The organism is Geodermatophilus sp. SMS 5-13, from assembly GCF_059428245.1.
In genome coordinates, this window is the sequence record NZ_CP165729.1 from 4,286,385 (window position 1) to 4,307,330 (window position 20,946).

General features: G+C 74.2%; 22 protein-coding genes. 7 read left to right on the forward strand and 15 right to left on the reverse strand.

Translation table 11 applies throughout. From position 1 onward, the window contains the following. Positions 1-132 precede the first annotated feature (132 nt). Complete coding sequence (gene lexA / locus AB3388_RS20720) at positions 133-921, forward strand: transcriptional repressor LexA (protein ID WP_495407209.1); 789 nt, start codon at positions 133-135, stop codon at positions 919-921. An 18-nt stretch (positions 922-939) separates the two neighbouring features. On the opposite strand, the gene AB3388_RS20725 is transcribed toward lexA, so the two are convergent. The 4 genes from AB3388_RS20725 to AB3388_RS20740 form a co-directional block, all read right to left on the reverse strand. Next, positions 940-1,953 carry an NHL repeat-containing protein gene (locus tag AB3388_RS20725; RefSeq protein ID WP_495407210.1) on the reverse strand — a complete coding sequence of 338 codons (1,014 nt, stop codon included), beginning with the start codon at positions 1,951-1,953 and terminating at the stop codon, positions 940-942. 4 nt (positions 1,954-1,957) lie between these two features. Next, positions 1,958-2,707, reverse strand: a complete 750-nt coding sequence (locus AB3388_RS20730; RefSeq protein WP_495407211.1) for a phosphatase PAP2 family protein — start codon at positions 2,705-2,707, stop codon at positions 1,958-1,960. A gap of 56 nt (positions 2,708-2,763) precedes the next feature. Further along, a complete protein-coding gene (gene hflX / locus AB3388_RS20735) occupies positions 2,764-4,194 on the reverse strand; it encodes a GTPase HflX (RefSeq protein ID WP_495407212.1) in 1,431 nt (476 codons plus the stop codon). Between the two features lie 76 nt (positions 4,195-4,270). Next, positions 4,271-4,798, reverse strand: a complete 528-nt coding sequence (locus AB3388_RS20740) for an ArsR/SmtB family transcription factor (RefSeq protein WP_495407213.1) — start codon at positions 4,796-4,798, stop codon at positions 4,271-4,273. A gap of 68 nt (positions 4,799-4,866) precedes the next feature. Here AB3388_RS20740 and AB3388_RS20745 point away from each other — a divergent pair, with 68 nt between their 5' ends. Together AB3388_RS20745 and AB3388_RS20750 are read left to right on the forward strand one after the other, a co-directional pair. Beyond that, positions 4,867-6,132, forward strand: a complete 1,266-nt coding sequence (locus tag AB3388_RS20745) for an MFS transporter (protein ID WP_495407214.1) — start codon at positions 4,867-4,869, stop codon at positions 6,130-6,132. A gap of 9 nt (positions 6,133-6,141) precedes the next feature. Beyond that, positions 6,142-6,321, forward strand: a complete 180-nt coding sequence (locus tag AB3388_RS20750) for a hypothetical protein (protein WP_495407215.1) — start codon at positions 6,142-6,144, stop codon at positions 6,319-6,321. Here the strand turns inward: AB3388_RS20750 and dapF are convergent, their stop codons facing one another. The 3 genes from dapF to AB3388_RS20765 are packed head-to-tail and all read right to left on the reverse strand — an operon-like array spanning position 6,322 to position 8,827. Continuing rightward, complete coding sequence (dapF, locus tag AB3388_RS20755) at positions 6,322-7,188, reverse strand: diaminopimelate epimerase (protein WP_495407216.1); 867 nt, start codon at positions 7,186-7,188, stop codon at positions 6,322-6,324. Then, positions 7,185-8,108, reverse strand: a complete 924-nt coding sequence (gene miaA / locus AB3388_RS20760) for a tRNA (adenosine(37)-N6)-dimethylallyltransferase MiaA (RefSeq protein ID WP_495407217.1) — start codon at positions 8,106-8,108, stop codon at positions 7,185-7,187. Before miaA ends, dapF begins: the two co-directional genes overlap by 4 nt. Continuing rightward, a complete protein-coding gene (locus tag AB3388_RS20765) occupies positions 8,105-8,827 on the reverse strand; it encodes a class III extradiol ring-cleavage dioxygenase family protein (RefSeq protein ID WP_495407218.1) in 723 nt (240 codons plus the stop codon). The genes miaA and AB3388_RS20765 overlap by 4 nt, the downstream gene beginning before the upstream one ends. Positions 8,828-8,868: 41 nt before the next feature. Here AB3388_RS20765 and AB3388_RS20770 point away from each other — a divergent pair, with 41 nt between their 5' ends. Continuing rightward, positions 8,869-10,497 (forward strand): DUF349 domain-containing protein, encoded by a 1,629-nt coding sequence (locus AB3388_RS20770; RefSeq protein ID WP_495407219.1) that lies wholly within the window; start codon positions 8,869-8,871, stop codon positions 10,495-10,497. Positions 10,498-10,592: 95 nt separating this feature from the next. Then, positions 10,593-11,309: an alpha/beta fold hydrolase gene (locus AB3388_RS20775; RefSeq protein WP_495407220.1), complete on the forward strand. Its 717-nt coding sequence runs from the start codon at positions 10,593-10,595 to the stop codon at positions 11,307-11,309. A gap of 10 nt (positions 11,310-11,319) precedes the next feature. On the opposite strand, the gene miaB is transcribed toward AB3388_RS20775, so the two are convergent. Further along, a complete protein-coding gene (miaB, locus tag AB3388_RS20780; protein ID WP_495407221.1) occupies positions 11,320-12,774 on the reverse strand; it encodes a tRNA (N6-isopentenyl adenosine(37)-C2)-methylthiotransferase MiaB in 1,455 nt (484 codons plus the stop codon). Positions 12,775-12,863: 89 nt separating this feature from the next. Between miaB and AB3388_RS20785 the strand changes: the two genes are divergently transcribed. Both AB3388_RS20785 and ctaD read left to right on the forward strand, forming a co-directional pair. Then, complete coding sequence (locus AB3388_RS20785; protein ID WP_495407222.1) at positions 12,864-13,283, forward strand: hypothetical protein; 420 nt, start codon at positions 12,864-12,866, stop codon at positions 13,281-13,283. A 118-nt stretch (positions 13,284-13,401) separates the two neighbouring features. After that, positions 13,402-15,162: an aa3-type cytochrome oxidase subunit I gene (gene ctaD / locus AB3388_RS20790; RefSeq protein WP_495407223.1), complete on the forward strand. Its 1,761-nt coding sequence runs from the start codon at positions 13,402-13,404 to the stop codon at positions 15,160-15,162. Position 15,163: 1 nt separating this feature from the next. Here the strand turns inward: ctaD and AB3388_RS20795 are convergent, their stop codons facing one another. The 7 genes from AB3388_RS20795 to AB3388_RS20825 form a co-directional block, all read right to left on the reverse strand. Beyond that, complete coding sequence (locus tag AB3388_RS20795) at positions 15,164-15,826, reverse strand: regulatory protein RecX (protein ID WP_495407224.1); 663 nt, start codon at positions 15,824-15,826, stop codon at positions 15,164-15,166. Between the two features lie 8 nt (positions 15,827-15,834). Then, a complete protein-coding gene (gene recA, locus AB3388_RS20800; RefSeq protein ID WP_495407225.1) occupies positions 15,835-16,878 on the reverse strand; it encodes a recombinase RecA in 1,044 nt (347 codons plus the stop codon). A gap of 184 nt (positions 16,879-17,062) precedes the next feature. Further along, positions 17,063-17,257 carry a DUF3046 domain-containing protein gene (locus AB3388_RS20805; protein ID WP_495407226.1) on the reverse strand — a complete coding sequence of 65 codons (195 nt, stop codon included), beginning with the start codon at positions 17,255-17,257 and terminating at the stop codon, positions 17,063-17,065. A 10-nt stretch (positions 17,258-17,267) separates the two neighbouring features. After that, positions 17,268-17,897, reverse strand: a complete 630-nt coding sequence (locus tag AB3388_RS20810) for a hypothetical protein (protein ID WP_495407227.1) — start codon at positions 17,895-17,897, stop codon at positions 17,268-17,270. Continuing rightward, the gene (locus AB3388_RS20815; RefSeq protein ID WP_495407228.1) at positions 17,894-18,352 is read right to left on the reverse strand and encodes a MarR family winged helix-turn-helix transcriptional regulator; all 459 of its coding nucleotides are present in this window, start codon (positions 18,350-18,352) and stop codon (positions 17,894-17,896) included. Before AB3388_RS20815 ends, AB3388_RS20810 begins: the two co-directional genes overlap by 4 nt. A 152-nt stretch (positions 18,353-18,504) precedes the next feature. Next, on the reverse strand, positions 18,505-19,776 hold the full coding sequence (locus AB3388_RS20820; protein ID WP_495407229.1) for an MFS transporter: 1,272 nt from the start codon (positions 19,774-19,776) through the stop codon (positions 18,505-18,507). 20 nt (positions 19,777-19,796) lie between these two features. Then, the gene (locus tag AB3388_RS20825) at positions 19,797-20,942 is read right to left on the reverse strand and encodes an acyl-CoA dehydrogenase family protein (RefSeq protein ID WP_495407230.1); all 1,146 of its coding nucleotides are present in this window, start codon (positions 20,940-20,942) and stop codon (positions 19,797-19,799) included. Positions 20,943-20,946: the final 4 nt, after the last annotated feature.

The following is a 20,946-nucleotide window of genomic DNA, read 5'->3' on the forward strand; positions in this document are numbered from 1 at the left end:
CGCGGCCGACAGAAGCGACCCGACCCGTCGCGACTCGAACGTGTGTTTGAAAAATCCGAGCGGCGGCGCTACCGTCTGCCACCAAGGACGGACGGCGCGATCCGGCGACTGGGCCGGCGGCGAGGAGGAGACGTGGCGGGCACGAGGGGGACGTCCGGCGGTCGCCGGTCGACCGGTGACGGCGCGGGCACGACCGGCCGGCGCCGTGCGGCGGAGACGGCGGGCACGACGACGGACGACGCACCGGCCGCCGTGCGGTCCTTCCCGGACCGCGGCGAGGCCGGCGACGGCCTCACGCAGCGGCAGCGGCGGGTGCTCGAGGTCATCCGCGACTCGATCGAGCGGCGGGGCTATCCGCCCTCGGTGCGCGAGATCGGTGAGGCCGTCGGGCTGTCCTCGGCCTCGTCGGTGGCGCACCAGCTCTCGGTGCTGCAGAAGAAGGGCTGGCTTCGCCGCGACCCCAACCGGCCGCGCGCCCTCGACGTGCGGCTGCCGGGCGAGCACGGCCCGACCGCGCTGCCCGTGGCCGAGGAGACCGGCACCGCCGCGCCGACCTATGTGCCGCTCGTCGGCCGGATCGCGGCCGGCGGCCCGGTCCTCGCCGAGCAGGCGGTGGAGGACGTGTTCCCCCTCCCCCGCGAGCTCGTCGGCGAGGGGACGCTGTTCATGCTCAAGGTCGCCGGTGACTCGATGGTGGAGGCGGCGATCTGCGACGGCGACTGGGTCGTGGTGCGGCAGCAGCCCACCGCCGAGAACGGCGAGATCGTCGCGGCCATGATCGACGGCGAGGCGACGGTGAAGACCTACAAGCGCCGCGACGGGCACGTGTGGCTGCTGCCGCACAACCCGGCGTACGAGCCGATCCCGGGCGACGACGCGACGATCCTGGGCCGGGTCGTCAGCGTCCTGCGCCGGGTCTGAGCCGCGACGGCGCGGGGCTCAGACGGTCCCGCGCCGTCGGATCAGCAGGCCGCCCAGCCAGACCACCACGGTGGCCACGGCGGCGGCGATGAGGCCCGCGGTGAACGCGGGCGGGCCCGATGCGGCGTCGGCCTCGGCGGAGCCCTGCGCCGCGGCGGCGACCGGCGCCGGCTGCGCCGTGACCGGCACGAGGGTCACGTCGCCGGGAAGTCCCTCGCCGGCGACCACCAGCTGCCGGTCGTCGGTGCTGAAGCTGATCGCCTCACCCTGCGGGGCCGGGGGCAGCGCGACCCGCACGGGGGCGGCGCCCAGGGCGCCGGCCACGTCGGAGCCGGACAGCGGCCACACGTAGGCGTCGGTGTAGGTGCGCAGCGCGAGCAGCGTGCCATCGCGCGACACCGCTCCCCCGGTGGCCATCAGCTGGCCGGCGCGGCCCACCGGCCCACCGTCCGTGCCGGTGAGCGTGAAGTTGACCGAGGCCACTCTCTCCAGCGCCACCGCGCCCCCGTCGACCAGCGCGGCGGTGGGCCGGTAGACGCCACTGGCCCCGAGGATCTCCTTGGTGACGAGGTACGGCGTCCCGTCCGGGGCCAGCAGCAGCGACTCGGCGTCGTGCGGCCCGTCGGGATAGCTCATGCGGAACACCCCGGTCGACCCGTCCAGGCGCAGGGCGAGGAGGGCGACCGTGGGCCGATTGGTCCGGTTGTCCCCGACGTCGGCCAGCCACACGGTGCCGTCGGCTCCGACCGCGAGGTCCTCGGGGTCGTAGGGATCGACCGGCGCGGAGTGGACCTCGACGATCTGGCAGGCCGTGTCGAGCACGTAGACGTTCAGCTCCACGCCGCCGTCGTTGATGGCCACCATGCGATCGCCCAGCACGACCAGGCCGGACAGCTCCGGGAGCCGGGGATCGGTCACCTGGCACAGGGGATGCGGGGCGGTGGCGTCCGCCGCCGCGGCGGCCGGGACGGCGCCGGCGACCACGAACGCCGTTGCCAGGGCTACTGCCGCCGGCAACAGGTGCGCCCGCACGCGACTAGGCGGACCGCCGGCCAGCTCGGGCACGTACCCAGCGTGACAGAACGGACGCGTCCAGTGCGTGCACCACGCCCAACAGCAGGATGCCCACGGCGCCGCCGACGACCGCGTCGGTGACCCAGTGGAAGTCCAGGGCCACCATCGCCAGGCCCGCGGCCACCGGCCCGAGGATCGACAGCCACCGGAACGCCCGCTGCACCGGCGCGGGCAGGCCGAACTCGACCGCCTGCCAGCGGGCCACGCCCCACATCAGCACGGCGTTCGCCACGTGCCCCGAGGGGTAGGAAGCGCCGTCCCGGTGGAAGAACGACCCCGGATAGGACGGCGCGGTCCGCCCGGCGCCGTACTTGAAGCCGTACACGACCGCTGTGAGCAGGGCCAGGGCGACGAGGACGCGCAGCAGCGGCACCAGCGTCCGGCGCCGCCAGCCGAGGTAGCCGACCAGCGCCGCCAGCACGATCAGGATGAAACCGCGCCCGCCGAGCTGGGTGACCGCCCAGACCGGCCAGTAGGCGCCCGACTCCTTGATGCCCCACGAGCTGATCACCTCGGAGACGCGCAGGTCCATGCGCTCGAGGGAGCCGCGGCTGAACAGGTCGATCGACACGACCACGGTGACCCCGCCCGCCAGCGCGAGCAGCCACCACGGCGGCCGGCCCGGCGAGACGACGGCCGGGACGCCCTTGTGGTCGGGTTCGGCGACGGCGGAGGCCTCGCCGGATCCCCGCCGCATCGCGCCGATCGTCACGGCCTCACGGTACCGGGTCCCGTGACCCGTTCGTGATCTCGACCTGCCGGAATGGCTCAGACCGCCGGGGCGGCGAACTCCTCCAGGGCCGCTGCGAGGGCACCGTCGACCCGCGCGGTCAGCCGCGTGCCGCCGGCCTCGTGCAGCTCGGAGAGCACCTCGCCGTCGCGGTGCATGCGCGCGACCAGGTCACCGCGCCCGTAGGGCACGAGGACCTCGACGTCGACGTCCGGGTGCGGCAGCCGCGCGGCGATGATCTCGCGCAGTCGGTCGATCCCGTGCCCGGTGCGGGCGGAGACCCAGACCGCGCCGGGCAGCGCCTGGCGCAGGCTCAGGACGTCGTCCTCGGTCATCGCGTCGACCTTGTTGACCACGATGAGCTCCGGCACCGCCGACGCGTCGATCTCGCCGAGCACCGTGTGCACCGCCTGGATCTGCCCCAGCGGGTCGGGATCGGAGCCGTCGACGACGTGCACGAGCAGGTCGGCGGCGGCGACCTCCTCCAGCGTCGAGCGGAAGGCGTCGACCAGTTGGTGCGGCAGGTGCCGCACGAAGCCGACGGTGTCGGTGAGCGTGTACTCGCGGCCGTCCGGCGACTCGGCTCGGCGGACCGTCGGGTCGAGGGTGGCGAACAGCGCGTTCTCGACCAGCACACCGGCACCGGTCAGCCGGTTGAGCAGGCTGGACTTGCCGGCGTTGGTGTAGCCGGCGATCGCCACGCTCGGGACGGCGTTGCGCCCGCGGTTGGACCGCTGGGTGGCGCGGGCCGTCGCCATGCCGGCGATCTCCCGGCGCAGCTTGCTCATCCGCGCGCGGATCCGCCGCCGGTCGGTCTCGATCTTCGTCTCACCCGGGCCACGGGTACCGATGCCGCCACCGCCGGCCACGCGGCCACCGGCCTGCCGGGACAGCGACTCACCCCAGCCGCGCAGTCGCGGGAGCATGTAGGCCATCTGGGCCAGCTCGACCTGGGCCTTGCCCTCCCGGCTGCTGGCGTGCTGGGCGAAGATGTCGAGGATCAGCGCGGTCCGGTCGACGACCTTGACCTTGAGGATCTTCTCCAGCGCGTTGAGCTGGCCGGGGGTCAGCTCACCGTCGCAGATCACGGTGTCGGCGCCGGTGGCGGCGACGATGTCCCGGATCTCGGCGGCCTTGCCGGAGCCGACGTAGGTGCCGGCGTCGGGCGTGGAGCGCCGCTGGCTGACCGCCTCGAGCACCATCGATCCGGCGGTCTCGGCGAGGGCGGCCAGCTCGGCGAGGGAGCGGTCGGCGTCGGCCGCCGTCCCCTCGGTCCAGACCCCGACGAGCACGACGCGCTCGAGGCGCAGCCGCCGGTACTCGACCTCGGTGACGTCGGCGAGTTCGGTCGACAGCCCCGCGACGCGGCGGAGCGCACCGCGCTCCTCGAGGGCGTAGGAGCCGGTCGTGTCGTCCGGCTCGTCGAAACCGGCCTCGCCGGGGGAAGGAGCTTCGTAGGCGGTGGTCATCGGCTCCAGCGTGACACGGGGTTCCGACGTGGTCACCTGGGTTTGTGCACGGGATGTCATCACCGGGTGCAACACCTCATGGCTCGGGATGCATCCCGAGGTAGAGCGACCAGTGCTCGGCGTCCGGGTCCTCGGGCCGGCGGGCGTACTCGTCGAGGAGGCCGTGCAGCCGCCGGCGGAACTCCTCCAGGTTCTCCGGCGACAGTCGCAGACCCAGGCGGCTGCTCTGCAGGTGCTGCTCCCCCACCTCGCCCACCTCCTCGAGGAAGGCGGCGAGCATCGGGTCGCGGCGAGGCGGCGGCCGGTCGTCGACGTCCATCAGCCAGCTCTTGCCGGTCGCCCGGTAGGGCACCTCGCGCGAGCCGCGGGTGCCGCGCCGGTCCGGCTGGGCGGCCAGGAAACCGGTGTCGACCAAGGTGCGCACGTGGTGCAGGACCGTCGCCGGGTTGCGCCCCAGCCGCTCGGCCAGCTCCTTGTTGGTCAGCGCCTCCGACCAGCACATCCGGAGGATCCGCAGGCGGACGGCGGAGGCGACGGCGCGGTACTCGGCGTCGGTCGCCCTGCGCTTGGGCCCGCGGATGTCCGGGGCGCCGTCCGCCGTCACGGGACGAGCCTAGGCGACACGCCGTTCACTGATTGACTTTTCCCAATCAGTCGACGGATCCTGCCCCGGTGAGCACACCGGCCGGCCTGTGGGGGCACCGCGACTTCCGTCAGCTGTGGGCGGCCGAGACGGTCAGCCAGCTGGGCACCCAGATCACCCTGCTCGCGCTGCCGGTCCTGGCCGTCACCCTGCTCGACGCCACGCCGCTGGAGATGGGCGTGCTGACCGCGCTGGAGACGGCGGCCTTCCTCGTCATCGGGCTGCCCGCCGGGGCGTGGGTGGACCGCTGGCGGCGCAAGCGGGTCCTGGTGGCGGGCGACCTCGTGCGGGCGGTGGCGCTCGCGACGCTGCCGCTGGCCTACGTGCTCGACGTCCTCACCCTGTGGCAGCTGTTCCTCGTCGCGGCGGTCACCGGCACGGCCACGGTCTTCTTCGACGTCGCCTACCAGAGCTACCTGCCCACGCTGGTCGCCCCCGACCAGATCGTCGACGGCAACGGCAAGCTCGAGAGCAGCCGCGCGGTCGCCCAGGTGGCCGGTCCCGGGATCACCGGCGTCCTGCTCCGGGTGCTCGGCGCCCCGGTGCTCATCGCGTTCGACGCGCTGTCCTTCCTGTTCTCGGCGCTGTTCATCGGGCGGATCCGGCACGTCGACACGGTGCCCGACCGGGCCGCCCGCCGGCCGCTGCGGGCCGAGATCGCCGAGGGGCTCGGGTTCGTCGTCCGCCACCCGCTGCTGCGCCGGATCGTCGCCTGCACGGGCACCGCCAACTTCGCCACGGCGATGAGCGGGGCGCTGCTGGTGCTCTACGCGCTGCGCGAGCTCGGCCTCTCGGAGAGCACCGTCGGCATCGTCTTCGCCGCGGGCTCCGTCGGCGGCCTGGTCGGTGCGGTCACCGGCGCCCGGTTCGCCCGCTGGGTCGGCGAAGGGCGCGCCATCCCGCTGTCGTCGCTGATGATCATGCCGTTCACCGCGCTGATCCCGCTCGCCGCCGTCGGCGCGTCGGCGGTGCTGCTGGTCCTCGGTTGGTTCGGGTTCAGCTGGGCGGTCGTCGCCTACAACATCACCCAGGTCAGCTTCCGGCAGCGGCTGTGCCCGCCGCACCTGCTCGGGCGGATGAACGCCTCGGTGCGGTTCATCGTGTTCGGCACCCAGCCGCTCGGCGCCCTGATCGGTGGCGCGCTCGGCGGCTGGATCGGCGTCGTGCCGACGCTGTGGGTCTCGGTGGCCTTCGGTGGGCTGGCCGCCCTCTGGGTGGTGGCCAGCCCGCTGATGGGCATGCGGGAGCTGCCGCGCGAGCTCGAGGCGCCGCATGAGGAGCCGGTCGCCGGGTAGGGGCCGCGCATGAGCAGCAGCGACGAGATCGACGACCCCGGCCGCGACCCGAAGGGCCTCAACCCGCCCCGCGACATCCTCGACGCGGCCAGCGGCGTGGATCCCGAGGGCAGCTTCAACCCGCCCGGCGGCGGGCACCTCGACCCGCTGGTCGAGTCGGACGACGAGGACCCGCCCGCCGACCGCTGATCAGCCCTCGAGCCACTCCGCGGCGAGCTCACCGGCGGCGACGAGGACGGCGGGACCGGTGAGCACCGTCGTCCCCTCGCCGATCCGGACGGTGAGCCGCCCGCCCGGCACGTCGACGACGACGGTGCCGGTGTCGGTGCCGCTCGCGGTCAGCGCCGTGTACGCGGCGGCCACGGCCCCGGTGCCGCAGGAGCGGGTCTCGCCGACGCCGCGCTCGTGCACCCGCAGGCGGATGTGCCGGCCCGGGTCGAGCACGTTGACCACCTCGACGTTGACGCCCTCCGGGAAGAGGGCGGGGTCGACGACGGGAGCTGCTGCGAGGTCGACCGTGTCGACCGGCACGTCGGTGAGGCAGGCGAGGTGCGGGTTGCCCATCGACACCGCGAGCCCCGGCAGCGATCCGCCCGGCACCTTGGCGTCGCCGCGACCGAACGGGCGGGCCGGGCCCATGTCCACCCAGTAGCCGCCGCCGGGCACGGCCCCGACCCGGCGCGGGCCGCCGCGGGTGCCGACGAGCACCCCGGCCTCGCAGGCGCCGCGGTCGAGCAGGCCCTCGCCGATCAGCGCGTGCAGGAACAGCCGGATCCCGTTGCCGCACATCTCCGCGTACGAGCCGTCGGCGTTGCGGTGGTCCATGAACCACTCGCAACGGTCGAGGTCGTCGCCCAGGACCTCCGGCGCGTCGGGCACGTGCGCGCTCCGGACGAGGCGCAGCACGCCGTCGCCGCCGAGCCCGGCCCGGCGCTCGCAGAGCCGGCGGACGAGCTCGGGGGTGAGCCGGCCCTCCGGCCAGACGGCGCCGTCGGGGTCGGGCAGGACGACGAAGTCGTTCTCGGTGCCGTGCCCCTTCAGCACCCGCTCGCTCATGAGGCGATCGTACGTTCGCCCACGTGCGCGGCGACCGCGTCGGCCAGGCCGGGCCGGGCAGCGTCGAACCAGCGGAGGGTGGCGTCGCGGCGGAACCACGAGCGCTGCCGCCGCACGAACCGGCGGGTGGTGCCGACCGTCCGCTCGCGCGCCTCGGCGGCGGTGAGCGCGCCGTCGAGCTGGGCGAGCACCTGGGCGTAGCCGAGCGCGCGCGACGCCGTCGGGCCCTCGCGCAGGCCCTCGGCGGCCAGCGCCTCGACCTCGGCGACGAACCCGGCGGCCCACATGCGGTCCGCCCGGACGGCGATCCGCTCGTCCAGCTCCGCCGGCTCGCGGTCCAGGCCGATGCCGACGACCGGGTAGTGCGGCGTCGGCTCCGGCAGGGTCGCCCGGAACGGCCCGCCGGTCAGCTCGATCACCTCGAGGGCCCGGACGATCCGCCGTCCGTTGCTCGGCAGGATCGCGGCCGCCGCCTCCGGGTCGACCGCGGCCAGCCGGGCGTGCAGCGCGGCGGGGCCCGCCTCGGCGAGCTCGCCGTCCAGCCGGGCCCGGACCGCGCGATCGGTCGCCGGGATGTCCAGCCGGTCGAGGACGGCGCGCACGTACAGCCCCGAGCCGCCGACCAGCAGCGGGACGACGCCGTCCGCGCGGAGCCGGTCGATCGCGGCCCGCGCGTGCTGCCGGTACTCGGCCACCGACGCCGGCTCGCGGACGTGCCACAGGTCGAGCACGTGGTGCGGTACGCCGGCGCGCTCGGCGGGGGTCGGCTTGGCGGTGCCGATGTCCATGCCGCGGTAGAGCTGCATCGAGTCGGCGTTGACGACCTCGCCGCCGAGCCGGGCAGCCAGCTCGACCGCGAGCGCTGTCTTGCCGGTGGCCGTGGGCCCGACGACGGCGACCACCGAGGGCAGCGCCGTCATGTCACGTGCCAGTCGGCGACGAGATAGCCGACGCCGAAGGGCGCGTCGTCGAAGCGCAGGGTCGCGGCCACGTCCCGCCCGGCGCAGGCGGCCCCGACCGCGCGCCACGTGGGCACGCCGGAGGCGAGCAGCCGCCGCCCCTCGTCGGCGTCGAGGGCGGCGAGCGCCCCGGCGTCCCCGGCGGCGAGCGCGGCCGCGACGGCGGCGTCGAACGGGGCGGCCGCCTCGTCGAGGTAGCCGGGGGCCTTGAGCGTGCGCCGCGCCGACCCGTCGCCCATCGTGAGCACGCCCACGTGCCGCGGCAGGCCGGCGAGCGCGGCGGCGAGGTCCCGCGGCCCGACGCCGAGGCGGGTCCCGGTGTGGCCGGCCTCGTCGAGCAGCCAGGCGCCGAGCGTGTGCGCCAGCGGCAGGCGCCGGGCGCCGGGGCCCACCGGGCCGGCGAACCCCACCTCGAGGTCGACGCCGAAGCCGCCCAGGTCACCGCCGTCCCCGGGGCCGAAGCGCACGCCGGGCCCCGCGCCGTCCCCCACAACCACCACGACCTCCGGCCCGCCGGAGAGCAGCGCGGCGACCGCGTCGGCGCAGGCCGCGCGCAGGCCGGCGGTCTCCGCGGCGGCCCGTCCGGCGACGACGGGCGGCAGCAGCGGTGGCGACGGGCAGAACGCCACGGCAACCGTCGACCCTTCGGCGGAGAGGGACGCGGGCGGGACAGCACTCACGCGGAGCAGTCTCTCCGATGCGGCGTGGGACACTGCGGTCCGTGTCGAGCACGGAGAACCCCGGAGACGGGACGCAGCAGGTTCTACCGCCGGAGACGGCGACGTCCGACGCCGTGACGCCGGAGGCCGGTACGCCGGACGCGCCGGCGCCCGGGGACGCGGCGCTGGCCGACCCGACGACGGAGACTGCGGAGTCCCTTGCCGCGTCCATCGGCGGGAGCGAGGCGCCGATCGCCGAGCCGGCGCCCGCCGCCGAGGAGCCGGCCGCCGACGTGGCGCCCGAGGTCGCCGTCGCGCCCGAGGTCGCCGTCGTGCCCGAGGTCGCCGTCGTGCCCGAGGTCGCCGTCGCGCCGGAGCTGCCGGAGCCGCCCGCACCCACCCCGGCCGCCGTCCCGACGCACGCGCCCAACCCCGCCGTCGAGGTGCCGGCGCCCGACCCCGTGCCCGCCGCCGCGGCCAGCGACCCCAGCCAGTGGGGCCGCGTCGACGAGGAGGGCACGGTCTACGTCCGCACCGCCGAGGGCGAGCGCGCGGTCGGCTCCTGGCAGGCCGGCGAGCCCGCGGCGGGGCTGGCCCACTACGCCCGCCGCTACGACGACCTCGCCACCGAGGTGTCGCTGCTGGAGGCCCGGCTCAAGGCGCACACCGGCAACCCCAGCGAGCTCAAGGCCAAGGCCCAGACGCTGGCCGACTCGATCCCCACGGCCACCGCGGTCGGCGACCTCGACGGCCTCGCCGCCCGGGCCCGCGCGATGGTCGGCACCGCCGACGAGGCCGCGGCCGAGTCCCGCGCGGAGAAGGCAGCCGCCCGCGCCGCGCAGGTCGCCCGCAAGGAGGCGCTGGCCGCCGAGGCCGAGCAGATCGCCGCGGACTCGACGTCGTGGAAGGCCGCCGGCGACCGGCTCAAGGCGATCGTCGAGGAGTGGAAGACGATCCGCGGCATCGACCGCAAGACCGACGAGGCGCTGTGGTCGCGCTTCGCCGCCGCCCGTGACGCGTTCGGCCGCCGCCGCGGCGCGCACTTCGCGGCCCTCGACGCGCAGCGCAACGAGGCCCGCGCGGCCAAGCAGGAGCTCATCGCCGAGGCGCAGCGGCTCGCGTCGTCCACCGACTGGGGCGCCACCTCGGCCGCCATGCGCAACCTCATGGACCGCTGGAAGGCCGTGCCGCGCACCGGTCGCGACGGCGACGACGACCTGTGGAAGCAGTTCCGCGCCGCCCAGGACGTCTTCTTCACCGCGCGCGGCGAGCAGGACAAGGCGCGCAACGCCGAGCAGCTGGCCAACCAGCAGAAGAAGGAGGAGCTGCTCGCCGAGGCCGAGAAGCTCGACCCGACCACGGACCTGCGCGGCGCGCAGAACGCGCTGCGCAAGATCCAGGAGCGCTACGACGCGATCGGCCACGTGCCGCGCGGCGCGATGCGCTCCCTGGAGGACCGGATGCAGGCGGTCGAGCAGCGGGTCCGCGGCGCGGCCGACGCGGGGCGCGCCCGCAGCGCTCCGGAGAACCCGATGGTGACCTCGATGCGCGCGGCGGTGACCAAGGCCGAGGAGCAGCTGGCCAAGGCCGAGGCGGCCGGCGACAAGCGCCGGATCGAGGAGGCGCGGGCCAACCTCACCACCCGCCAGGAGTGGCTCGCCGAGGCCGAGAAGTCCGCCGGCCGCCGCTGACCCGGCGGCTGCGCTCGGTCACCCCACGCCGCGTCTGCCGCATCGCACGCCGCACGGCGGTGCGGGCAGGCGCGATCCGGCCACACTGCCGGGGCATGACGCACTTCGTTCTCGTGCACGGGGCGTGGAGCGGGGGCTGGGCGTGGGACGAGGTCGTCCCCCGTTTGCAGCAGAACGGCCACCGGACCACTGCGGTCGAGCTACCCAGCGCCGGATCCGACCCGAGCACCCTCGGCGACCTCCGGGCCGACGCCGAGGCGGTGAGGGCGGCGATCCGGGATGCCGGCGAACCGGTCGTGCTGGTCGGCCACTCCTACGGCGGCATGGTGATCACGGAGCTCGCCGACGATCCCGGCGTCGCGCACGCGGTGTACCTGACGGCCTTCTGGCCCCAGCGCGGCCAGTCCCTGCAGGCCATGCTGGGCGAGGGCCCTCTGCCGTCGTGGATCGTGCCGCGGCAGGACGGGAACCTCGAGGTCTGTGACGACGTCGACGCCGTCCACGAGGCGCTCTGCGCCGACCTGAGCAGGGACCAGGCCCGCCAACTTCGGGAGCTGCTCGTCCTCCAGTCCGGTGCGGCGTTCGCCTCCACCAGCACGGCCCCGCAACGGACGCATCCGGTCACCTACGTCGTCTGCGAACAGGACCGTGGGATCCCGCCGGAGCTGCAGGAGGCCTTCGCGCAGGGGGCGGACCACGTCGTGCGGCTCCCGTCCGCGCACATCCCGCAGCTGTCGATGCCGGAGCGGGTCGTCGAGGTCCTGGAGTCCCTGTCCCAGGAGGCTCCGCGCACGCCCGCGCCGGCGAGCTGAGCCCCGAGGGTCAGGCAGGGGCGCCGATCCTCGGCATGCCGAGCAGGATGCCGGGGGTGGTCGGGCGGGTGCCCACCTCGCTCGCGTCGCCCGCTCGGGTGCGCCGGTGCGAGAGCAGCGGGCCGTCGGCGACCAGGTGGTGCGGCGCTGCCTGGGTCAGCACGGTCTCGACCACGTCGCCGGGCCGGACGCCGTCCGCCGCGGTGAAGTGCACCAGCCGGCCGTCGCGGGCGCGGCCGGTCATCCGGCCACGGACGGCGTCCTTGCTGCCCTCCCCCGCCGCGACCAGCAGCTCCACGGTCGAGCCGATCAACGCGCGGTTCTCCGCCCAGCTGATCTCGTCCTGCAGCGCGATCAGCCGCTCGTAGCGCTCCTGGACGACGGCCTTCGGCAGCTGCTCGGCCATCTCGGCGGCCGGTGTCCCCGGGCGCTTGGAGTACTGGAAGGTGAAGGCGCTGGCGAAGCGGGCCTGCCGGACGACGTCGAGGGTCTGTTCGAAGTCGGCGTCGGTCTCGCCGGGGAAGCCGACGATGATGTCGGTGGTGAGGGCGGCGTCGGGCATCGCCGCGCGCACCCGGTCGATGATCCCGAGGTAGCGCTCCTGCCGGTAGCCGCGGCGCATCCGCCGGAGGACCTCGTCCGACCCGGACTGCAGCGGCATGTGCAACTGGTGGCAGACGGCCGGGGTCTCGGCCATCGCGTCGATGACGTCGTCGGTGAACTCCCGCGGGTGCGGGCTGGTGAAGCGGATCCGCTCCAGGCCCTCGATCCGGCCGGCCGCGCGCAGCAGGTCGGCGAACGCGCCCCGGTCGCGGAACTCGACCCCGTAGGCGTTCACGTTCTGCCCGAGCAGCGTGACCTCGAGGACGCCCTGGTCGACCAGTGCCTGCACCTCGGCGAGGATCTCCCCCGGCCGGCGGTCCTTCTCCTTGCCGCGCAGCGCCGGGACGATGCAGAACGTGCAGGTGTTGTTGCAGCCGACGCTGATCGACACCCAGCCGGAGTAGGCGGAGTCCCGCTTGGCGGGCAGGGTCGAGGGGAAGACCTCCAGCGCCTCGGCGATCTCGACCTGGGCCTCGGCGTTGTGCCGGGCGCGCTCGAGCAGGGCCGGCAGCGAGCCGACGTTGTGCGTGCCGAAGACGACGTCGACCCAGGGCGCCCGGCGGACGATCTCCCCGCGGTCCTTCTGCGCCAGGCAGCCGCCGACGGCGATCTGCATCCCGGGGTGGCCGTCCTTGACCGGCCGCAGGTGGCCGAGGTTGCCGTAGAGCCGGTTGTCGGCGTTCTCCCGGACCGCGCAGGTGTTGAGGACGACGACGTCGGCGTCGCTGCCCTCGTCGGCGGGCCGGTAGCCGGCGGCCTCGAGCAGGCCGGACAGCCGCTCGGAGTCGTGCACGTTCATCTGGCAGCCGAAGGTCCGCACGCGGTAGGTGCGGGCCTCGGGCTGCGGGTTCGCGGTCTCCATGTCAGGAGCGAGGGTACGGCGCGGTTCGCGCCACGTCCGGCGCGCCGCCGCAGCCGGGCCCGGTCGGGACGGCGACACTGACCGCCGCCATGGAGACCGTCCTCGCCCGCAGCCCGCGCCACCTGCCACCGGTGCCCCGATCCGGGGACCCCGAGCAGGTGCAGCAGGACGCCGCCCAGGAGTTCGTCGCCCGGCTGCGCGCCGCCGCCCCGCTGTTCGCCGCGGCCGCGGGGGCGCCGACCGCCGTGGTGGTCGAGGCGGTGCCGCCCGCACGGCACCGCCGGAGCCGGTGCCGCGTGGTGCTGCGCGCCGCCGACGGCGGCGAGACCGACGTCGTCTTCCTCGGCCCCGCAGGGCGTCCCGCCGCGGCCTTCCGGCTCGGGTTCGACCTGCAGATCCTGCGGTGGCTGGGCGAGGGCGCGCCCCGGGACGCCGCGTGGCTGGTCCCGGACGCCGACGCGCCGGACGGCGCCGCGGTGGACATCTCCGCCTGGGCCGCCGCGACCTGAGATCGGGCGGGCGGACGAGTTTCGTCCGGGGCCCGATTGCGTCACGATGGGCCTGCCGCGCGAAGGCGGTCGCGCGGTATGCCGCGGACGTGCGCCCGCGGCCGCATGGAGGTGCGGTATGACCGCGATCGCCCCGAGCCCCATCGTCAGTCGGCCGAGCCCGGTCGCCTATCCGGAGAAGGGGTCGCGGCTCTCGACCCTCCTGCGGACGACGGACCACAAGACCATCGGCCTGATGTACCTGGCGACCTCGTTCGCCTGGTTCGTCGTCGGCGGGCTGATGGCGATGCTCATGCGCGCCGAGCTGGCCCAGCCACGAATGCAGTTCCTGTCACCGGAGCAGTACAACCAGCTGTTCACGATGCACGGCACGATCATGCTGCTGTTCTTCGCGACGCCGCTGTTCTTCGCTTTCGGCAACCTGATCATGCCGCTGCAGATCGGCTCCCCCGACGTCGCGTTCCCACGGCTGAACGCCTTCTCGTACTGGCTCTTCCTGTTCGGGAGTTCGCTGGCGGTGGCGGGGTTCCTGACCCCCGGCGGCGCCGCCGACTTCGGGTGGACCGCCTACACGCCGCTGTCCGACATCACCAACACGCCCGGCGCCGGCCCGAACCTGTGGATCGCGGGGCTGGCGGTCAGCGGGCTCGGGACCATCCTGGGCGGCGTCAACTTCGCCACGACGATCGTCTGCCTGCGCGCGCCCGGCATGACGATGTTCCGGATGCCCATCTTCGTCTGGAACACGCTGGTCACGAGCCTGCTCGTGCTCCTGGCGTTCCCGATCCTCACCGCCGCGCTGATGGCCCTGCTCGCCGACCGCAACGTCGGGGCGCTGGTCTACACCCGGGCGAACGGTGGGCCGATGCTGTGGCAGCACCTGTTCTGGTACTTCGGCCACCCCGAGGTCTACATCATCGCGCTGCCGTTCTTCGGGATCATCACCGAGGTCATCCCGGTGTTCAGCCGCAAGCCGCTGTTCGGCTACAAGGGCATGGTCTTCGCCACCCTGGCGATCGGCTTCCTGTCGCTGGCCGTGTGGGCGCACCACATGTTCGCCACCGGCGCGGTGCTGCTGCCCTTCTTCAGCTTCCTGACCTACCTGATCGCCGTCCCGACCGGGATCAAGTTCGTCAACTGGATCGGCACGATGTGGAAGGGGAAGATCAGTTTCGAGACGCCGATGCTGTGGTGCATCGGCTTCCTGGTCACCTTCCTCCTGGGCGGGCTGACCGGCGTGCTGCTCGCGTCGCCCCCGCTGGACTGGCACATCTCGGACAGCTACTTCGTCGTAGCGCACTTCCACTACGTGGTGTTCGGGACCGTCGTGTTCGCGGCGAACGCCGGGATCGCGTTCTGGTTCCCGAAGATGTGCGGCCGGATGCTCGACGAGCGGCTCGGCAAGCTGCAGTTCTGGATGACCTTCATCGGGTTCCACGGCACGTTCCTCATCCAGCACTGGCTGGGCAACGAGGGCATGCCGCGGCGCTACGCCGACTACCTGGCCAGCGACGGGTTCACCACGCTGAACACGATCTCGACGATCTTCAGCTTCGTGCTCGGCGCCTCGATCCTGCCGTTCCTCTACAACGTCGTGCACTCGTGGCGGTACGGGGCGCTGGCGGTGCGCGACGACCCCTGGGGCCACGGCAACTCGCTGGAGTGGGCGACGTCGTCCCCGCCGCCGCGGCACAACTTCCTGGAGATCCCGAGGATCCGCTCCAACCGACCGGCGTTCGAGGCGCACCACCCGCACCTCATCGAGCGGCTGCAGGCGGAGGCGCATCTGGGCCGTCGCCACGAGCCGTACGCGGGCGTCAGCGAGCTCGGCGGGACGGAAGGATCGCGGCAGGGCCCGAAGGACCCCGACCCCAGCTGACTCAGGGCAGGAAGGCGTCCTCGCCCAGGTCCGGCTGGTACCGGCCGCCGTCGTCCTCGTCGCCGCGCTCGTCGAGCGCCTCACGGACGACGTAGGCGGCCAGCCCGCCGCCGTAGCCCTTGCGGGCGAGCATGCCCACGAGGCGCCGCTCGGCGGTCTGCCGGTCCAGCCGGTGCATGGAGGGGAGCCGCCGGGCGACCAGGCGCCGGGCCGCGTCCCACTCCTCCTGCGGGTCGACCTCCTCCACCGCGGCGGCGGCCAGCTCGCGGTCGACCCCCTTGGCCTGCAGCTCCGCGCGCAGCGCCCGGCGGGCCAGGCCGCGGCCGGCCTGGCGGGAGCTGACCCAGGCGCGGGCGAAGGCGGCGTCGTCGATCAGGCCGACCTCGGTGAACCGGTCGAGGACGGCGGTCGCCGCCTCCTCGGGCACCCCCCGCTTGGCCAGCAGGTCGGCGAGCTGCTTGCGGGTCTTGGCGGCGCCGGTCAGCGCGCGCAGGCAGATGGCCCGGGCCACGGACTCCGGATCGCCGGGCTCGTCGTCGGGCGCCCCCGGGGCGGCAGCGTCGTCCCCGCCGGCCAGGCCGGCCTCGGACGGGCCCTCCGCCGCGCCGCGCGCGGACCGGCGCGACCCGCCGGCACGGGGCCGGCGGGTCGCGCGGGCGGTCACCGCAGGCCTCAGAAGTCGGCCGGAGCGGCCGGCGCCTCGGCGGCCGGGGCGTCGAGGGTGGCGCCGATGCCGAGCTTCTCCTTGACCTTCTTCTCGATCTCGTCGGCGAGGTCGGGGTTGTCGCGGAGGAAGTTGCGGACGTTCTCCTTGCCCTGCCCGAGCTGGTCGCCCTCGTACGTGTACCAGGCGCCGGACTTGCGGATGAAGCCCTGCTCGACGCCGGCGTCGATGAGGCCGCCCTCGCGGCTGAAGCCCTGGCCCCAGAGCAGGTCGAGCTCGGCCTGCTTGAACGGCGCGGCCACCTTGTTCTTGACGACCTTGACGCGGACCCGGCTGCCGACCGCGTCGGTGCCCTGCTTGAGGGTCTCGATGCGGCGGACGTCGAGGCGGACGGAGGCGTAGAACTTCAGCGCGCGGCCACCGGTGGTGACCTCGGGCGAGCCGTAGACGACGCCGACCTTCTCGCGCAGCTGGTTGATGAAGATCGCGGTGGTGCCCGAGTTGTTGAGCGCACCGGTGATCTTCCGCAGCGCCTGGCTCATCAGGCGGGCCTGCAGACCGACGTGACTGTCGCCCATCTCGCCCTCGATCTCGGCCCGCGGCACGAGCGCGGCCACCGAGTCGATGACGATGATGTCGAGCGCGCCGGAGCGGATCAGCATGTCGGCGATCTCGAGCGCCTGCTCACCGGTGTCGGGCTGGCTGACCAGCAGGGCGTCGGTGTCGACGCCGATGGACCGGGCGTACTCGGGGTCGAGCGCGTGCTCGGCGTCGATGAACGCGGCGATGCCGCCGGCGGCCTGGGCGTTGGCCACCGCGTGCAGGGCGACCGTGGTCTTACCGGAGGCCTCCGGGCCGTAGACCTCGACGACCCGGCCACGGGGCAGGCCCCCGATGCCCAGGGCGATGTCCAGGGCGATGGAGCCGGTCGGGATGACCTTGATGGCCTGGGCGGCGCTGTCGCCCAGGCGCATGACGGAGCCCTTGCCGAACTGCTTGTCGATCTGGGCGAGGGCCATGTCGAGGGCCTTGTCGCGGTCGAGCGTTGCCATGGTGCTCACCTTCGGGAAAGTCGCGTGGAGCGGTCGGGATCGACGCTAGATCGGGGGTCCGACAGTTCTCGGTCGACCGGCCCGGCTGTGGAGAAGGGGCCGACCTGTGGACGACTGTAGACCGAACAAGCGTTCGACTGCTACGTCGACACGCCACCTGTCCCACGCGCCACGCGAACCCCGCTCAGCGCAGTTTCGGCGGCACCTCGTACTCCTCGCAGATCGCCAGCCAGACCCGGCGGACGGCCACGCCCGCCTCGATCGCCTCGACCGCGCTGCGGCCGCCGAGGGAGGCGAAGACGTGGTCGCGCGCGACGCTCTCGGCCCGCATCGAGCCGAAGTGGTCGGTCAGTCGGGACCAGAACTCCTGCAGGCGCACCCCTCCGACGCTAGCGCGCCCGCTCACCCGCGTCCGCCGGCCGGGGGTGCCCGGGACCCTGGCGCAGCCGGGCCACCAGCCCGCGGGCGTCGTCCGCGTAGATCCGCACCTCGCCGACCGGCTGCCCCGCCGTCCGCCGGACCGGCAGGACCACCGGCTCCCGCAGGACGACGTCGACGTTGGTCTGGCTGCCGACCCCCACCGAGAGCGCGTCGTCGTGGACCTGGATGTGGCGCATGCCCTCCAGCGAGCGCATCCGGTACCGCACCGACGCGATCTGCTCCCACGGGACGACGACGTCGAGCGAGAGGCCGTTGCGCACCCGCAGGCCGCCGGCGTCGAGGACGTGCGGGTGCGTCTTGAGCGCGGCCAGCATGCCGACCATCCAGAGCAGGCCGTAGACGCCCAGCACGAGCGCGACGCGGCGCACCGCCTCCCACGGCAGGAGCAGGTGCACCGCCGGCACCTCGATCGCCGAGACCCCGATGAACGCCCAGATCACCGGCGTGACCACGCCGGCGTAGGCGTACGCCTCACCGTCCGGCGCCACCGGCCGGCGGAACGCCCAGCGGTACAGACTGCGCCACATGCCCAGCTCGTAGGCCAGCAGGCGCCGGGCCAGGGCCACCGCGGCGCTCACCGCTCCGCCTGGTCGGCGAGGGAGACCCCGTGCTCACGCAGCCGGTCCAGCACGTGCTCCAGCCCCTCGGCAAAGGCGCGGAACCGGTCCTCGGGGAGGTCGGCGAACAGGATGCGCGCGAACTCGGCGTGCGCCCGCTCCAGCCGCGCCGCCGTCGAGGCGCCCTGCTCGGTGAACGACACCAGCGTGGCCCGGCGGTCCGTGGGATGCGGCTCCCGGGTCACGAAGCCGCCGTCGACCAGGCCGTCGACGAGGCCGGTGATGTTGCGGGCGCTCACGCGCAGCGCCTCGGCGAGCGCACGCTGCGGGAGCGGCCCCTGGTGCTGGAGCACCCAGAGCAGGTGCGCGCGGGCCGGCGTCAGCCCGTCACGGGCCAGGCTCTCGCGGGTGTCGGTGTCGAGCACCGCCACCAGTTCGAGGATGCGGTCCAGCACCGCCGTCCAGGCGTCCGGCATGGTGAAGCTCCTTCATCGTGAAGTAAATTCATCATACCGCCGGCCTATCCTCGGCGCATGGGGCTCAGCACGGGCTCGCCCACCTGGGACGTGATCCTGCAGATCGGCATCGCGGCCTGCCTGGTGGCCTTGATCGTCCTGCTGATCCGGAACTACCGGGGCCGCTGAAGCGCGGCGGCCCGGGCCGTCCGCGCCCACACGAGCGCCAGCGGCAGCACCAGCGCCGCCGAGACGCCCGACACCAGGCCGAAGCCGCCCACCGCCAGCAGCGGGCCGCCGACGGCCCCGGCCAGCGCCGCCCCGAGACCCATGAGCAGGTCGGTGCCACCCTGGGCGGTGGGTCGCAGCTCCGCGCTCACCGACTCGGTCACCAGCGTCGAGCCGGCGATCAGCGCGCAGGACCAGCCGAGCCCGAGCAGGAACAGCCCGATGCCCAGCTGCAGCGCGGCCCCGGGCGCCGCCGTCCCCGCGAGCGCGGCCGCGGCCAGGAGCAGCAGCCCGCCGGCCGCGACGGTCGTCGACCGCCCGGCGCGGTCGGCCAGCAGGCCGACGAGCGGCGAGAACAGGTACATGCCGGCGACGTGCACGCTGATGACCAGGCCGATGATCCGCAGCGTCGTCCCGGCCGGGCCGCCGGCGTGACCCATGTGCACCGGCGTCATCACCATGACGCCGACCATCACCGAGTGGGCCACGACGACCGCGGTGATCCCCAGCCGCCCGCCCGGGGTGGCCCACACGGCGCGCAGCGCCGCCGCGGTGGCGCCGCGCGGGCGGCCGGCCGGCGCGCCGCTCCCGCCCAGCCGGCGGGCGAGCAGCAGCGGGTCCGGACGCAGGAGCACCAGCAGCGCGGCGGCCACGACGCCGAAGACCGCGACCGACACGACGAAGGCGCCACCGAGCTCCGGCAGCCCGAGCGCACGGCCGAGCGTGTTGCCCGGTCCGGCCAGGTTGGGCCCGAGGACCGCCCCGAGCGCCGTCGCCCACACGACCATCGACAGCGCCCGCCCGCGCCGCTCCGGGGCGGCCAGGTCGGCGGCGGCGTAGCGGGCCTGCAGTCCGCAGGCGGTGGCCGCGCCGAAGAAGAACAGCCCGCCCAGCAGCAGCGGCAGCGAGGACAGCGCGGCGGCGACGACGGTCAGCACCGACCCGAGGACGGCGATCCCGTACCCGGTGACCAGCCCGGCCCGCCGCCCCGCCCGGTCGCTGAGCCGGGCGAGCGGCACCGCGATCACCGCCGAGCCGAGCACCCCGGCGGTCTGGCCGAGGCCCGCGGCGGTGTCGGTGCCGGCCACGGCGCGGGCGAGCAGCCCGCCGACGGTGATGCCGACGGTCACCCCGAGCCCGGCGAGCGCCACCGCGCCGGAGAGGACGGCGACGGTGCGCCGCTGCACTGCCCGCGGGTCGGCGGTGGTCAGCGTCACGACCGCCAGTCTGGCAGCCCCTACAAGCCCATCGAGCGGCCGATGATCTCCTTCATGATCTCGTTCGTGCCGCCGTAGATCGACTGCACGCGGGCGTCCCGCCACGCCTTCGAGACGGGGTACTCGTCCATGTAGCCGTAGCCGCCGTGCAGCTGCAGGCAGCGGTCGGCGACCTTGTTCTGCAGCTCCGTCGTCCACCACTTGGCCATGGCGGCGTCGACGGCGGTGAGGTCGCCGCTGTTGAGCTGGCGCACGCACTCGTCGACGAACGTGCGGGCGATCGTCGCCTCGGTGTGCAGCTCGGCGAGCACGAAGCGGGTGTTCTGGAACGAGCCGACCGGCTTGCCGAACGCCGTCCGCCCGGCCACGTACTCGCGGGTCTGGGCCAGCACCGTCTCGGCCGAGGCGACCGCGCCGACGGCGATCGACAGCCGCTCCTGCGGCAGGTTCTCCATGAGGTGGTAGAAGCCGCGGTTCTCGGTGCCGAGCAGGTTCTCGGCCGGCACCCGCACGTCGTCGAAGAACAGCTCCGCGGTGTCCTGCGCCTTGAGGCCCACCTTGTCCAGGTTGCGGCCGCGGCTGAAGCCGGGCATGTCCCGCTCGACGACCAGCAGGCTGATCCCCTTGGCCGCCGGCCCCTCGGGCTCGGTGCGGGCCACCACGATGACCAGGTCGGCGTTGATACCGTTGGTGATGAACGTCTTCGCCCCGCTGAGCACCCAGCCGTCGCCGTCCTTGCGCGCGGTGGTGGCGATGCCCTGCAGGTCGCTGCCGGCGCCCGGCTCGGTCATGGCGATCGCGGTGATCAGCTCGCCGCTGCAGAACTTCGGCAGCCAGCGCTGCTTCTGCTCGTCGGTGGCCAGGTCGCGCAGGTAGGGGGCGACGACGTCGTTGTGCAGGCCGAAGCCGACGCCGCTGGCACCGATCCGGGTCATCTCCTCGTCGAGGACGGCGTTGTAGCGGAAGTCGCGGACTCCCCCGCCGCCGTACTGCTCGTCGATGTCCATGCCGAGCAGGCCCTGCGCGCCGCCGGAGAGCCAGACCTCCCGCGGCACGATGCCGGCCTTCTCCCAGTCCGCGTGGAACGGCGCGACGTTCTTCTCCGCCCAGCCGCGGACCATGTCGCGGAACTCGTCGTGCCCGGTCTCGTACAGGGAGTGGCGCATGTCC

Coding starts and splice junctions, on each gene's coding strand:
- AB3388_RS20750 (WP_495407215.1), top strand. CDS start 6,142: ATGAGCAGCAGCGACGAGATCGACGACCCCGGCCGCGACCCGAAGGGC.
- miaA (WP_495407217.1), bottom strand. CDS start 8,108: ATGACGGCGCTGCCCTCGGTGGTCGCCGTCGTCGGGCCCACGGCCACC.
- AB3388_RS20825 (WP_495407230.1), bottom strand. CDS start 20,942: ATGCGCCACTCCCTGTACGAGACCGGGCACGACGAGTTCCGCGACATG.
- hflX (WP_495407212.1), bottom strand. CDS start 4,194: ATGACCACCGCCTACGAAGCTCCTTCCCCCGGCGAGGCCGGTTTCGAC.
- AB3388_RS20815 (WP_495407228.1), bottom strand. CDS start 18,352: ATGCCGGACGCCTGGACGGCGGTGCTGGACCGCATCCTCGAACTGGTG.
- dapF (WP_495407216.1), bottom strand. CDS start 7,188: ATGAGCGAGCGGGTGCTGAAGGGGCACGGCACCGAGAACGACTTCGTC.
- AB3388_RS20775 (WP_495407220.1), top strand. CDS start 10,593: ATGACGCACTTCGTTCTCGTGCACGGGGCGTGGAGCGGGGGCTGGGCG.
- AB3388_RS20785 (WP_495407222.1), top strand. CDS start 12,864: ATGGAGACCGTCCTCGCCCGCAGCCCGCGCCACCTGCCACCGGTGCCC.
- ctaD (WP_495407223.1), top strand. CDS start 13,402: ATGACCGCGATCGCCCCGAGCCCCATCGTCAGTCGGCCGAGCCCGGTC.
- recA (WP_495407225.1), bottom strand. CDS start 16,878: ATGGCAACGCTCGACCGCGACAAGGCCCTCGACATGGCCCTCGCCCAG.
- miaB (WP_495407221.1), bottom strand. CDS start 12,774: ATGGAGACCGCGAACCCGCAGCCCGAGGCCCGCACCTACCGCGTGCGG.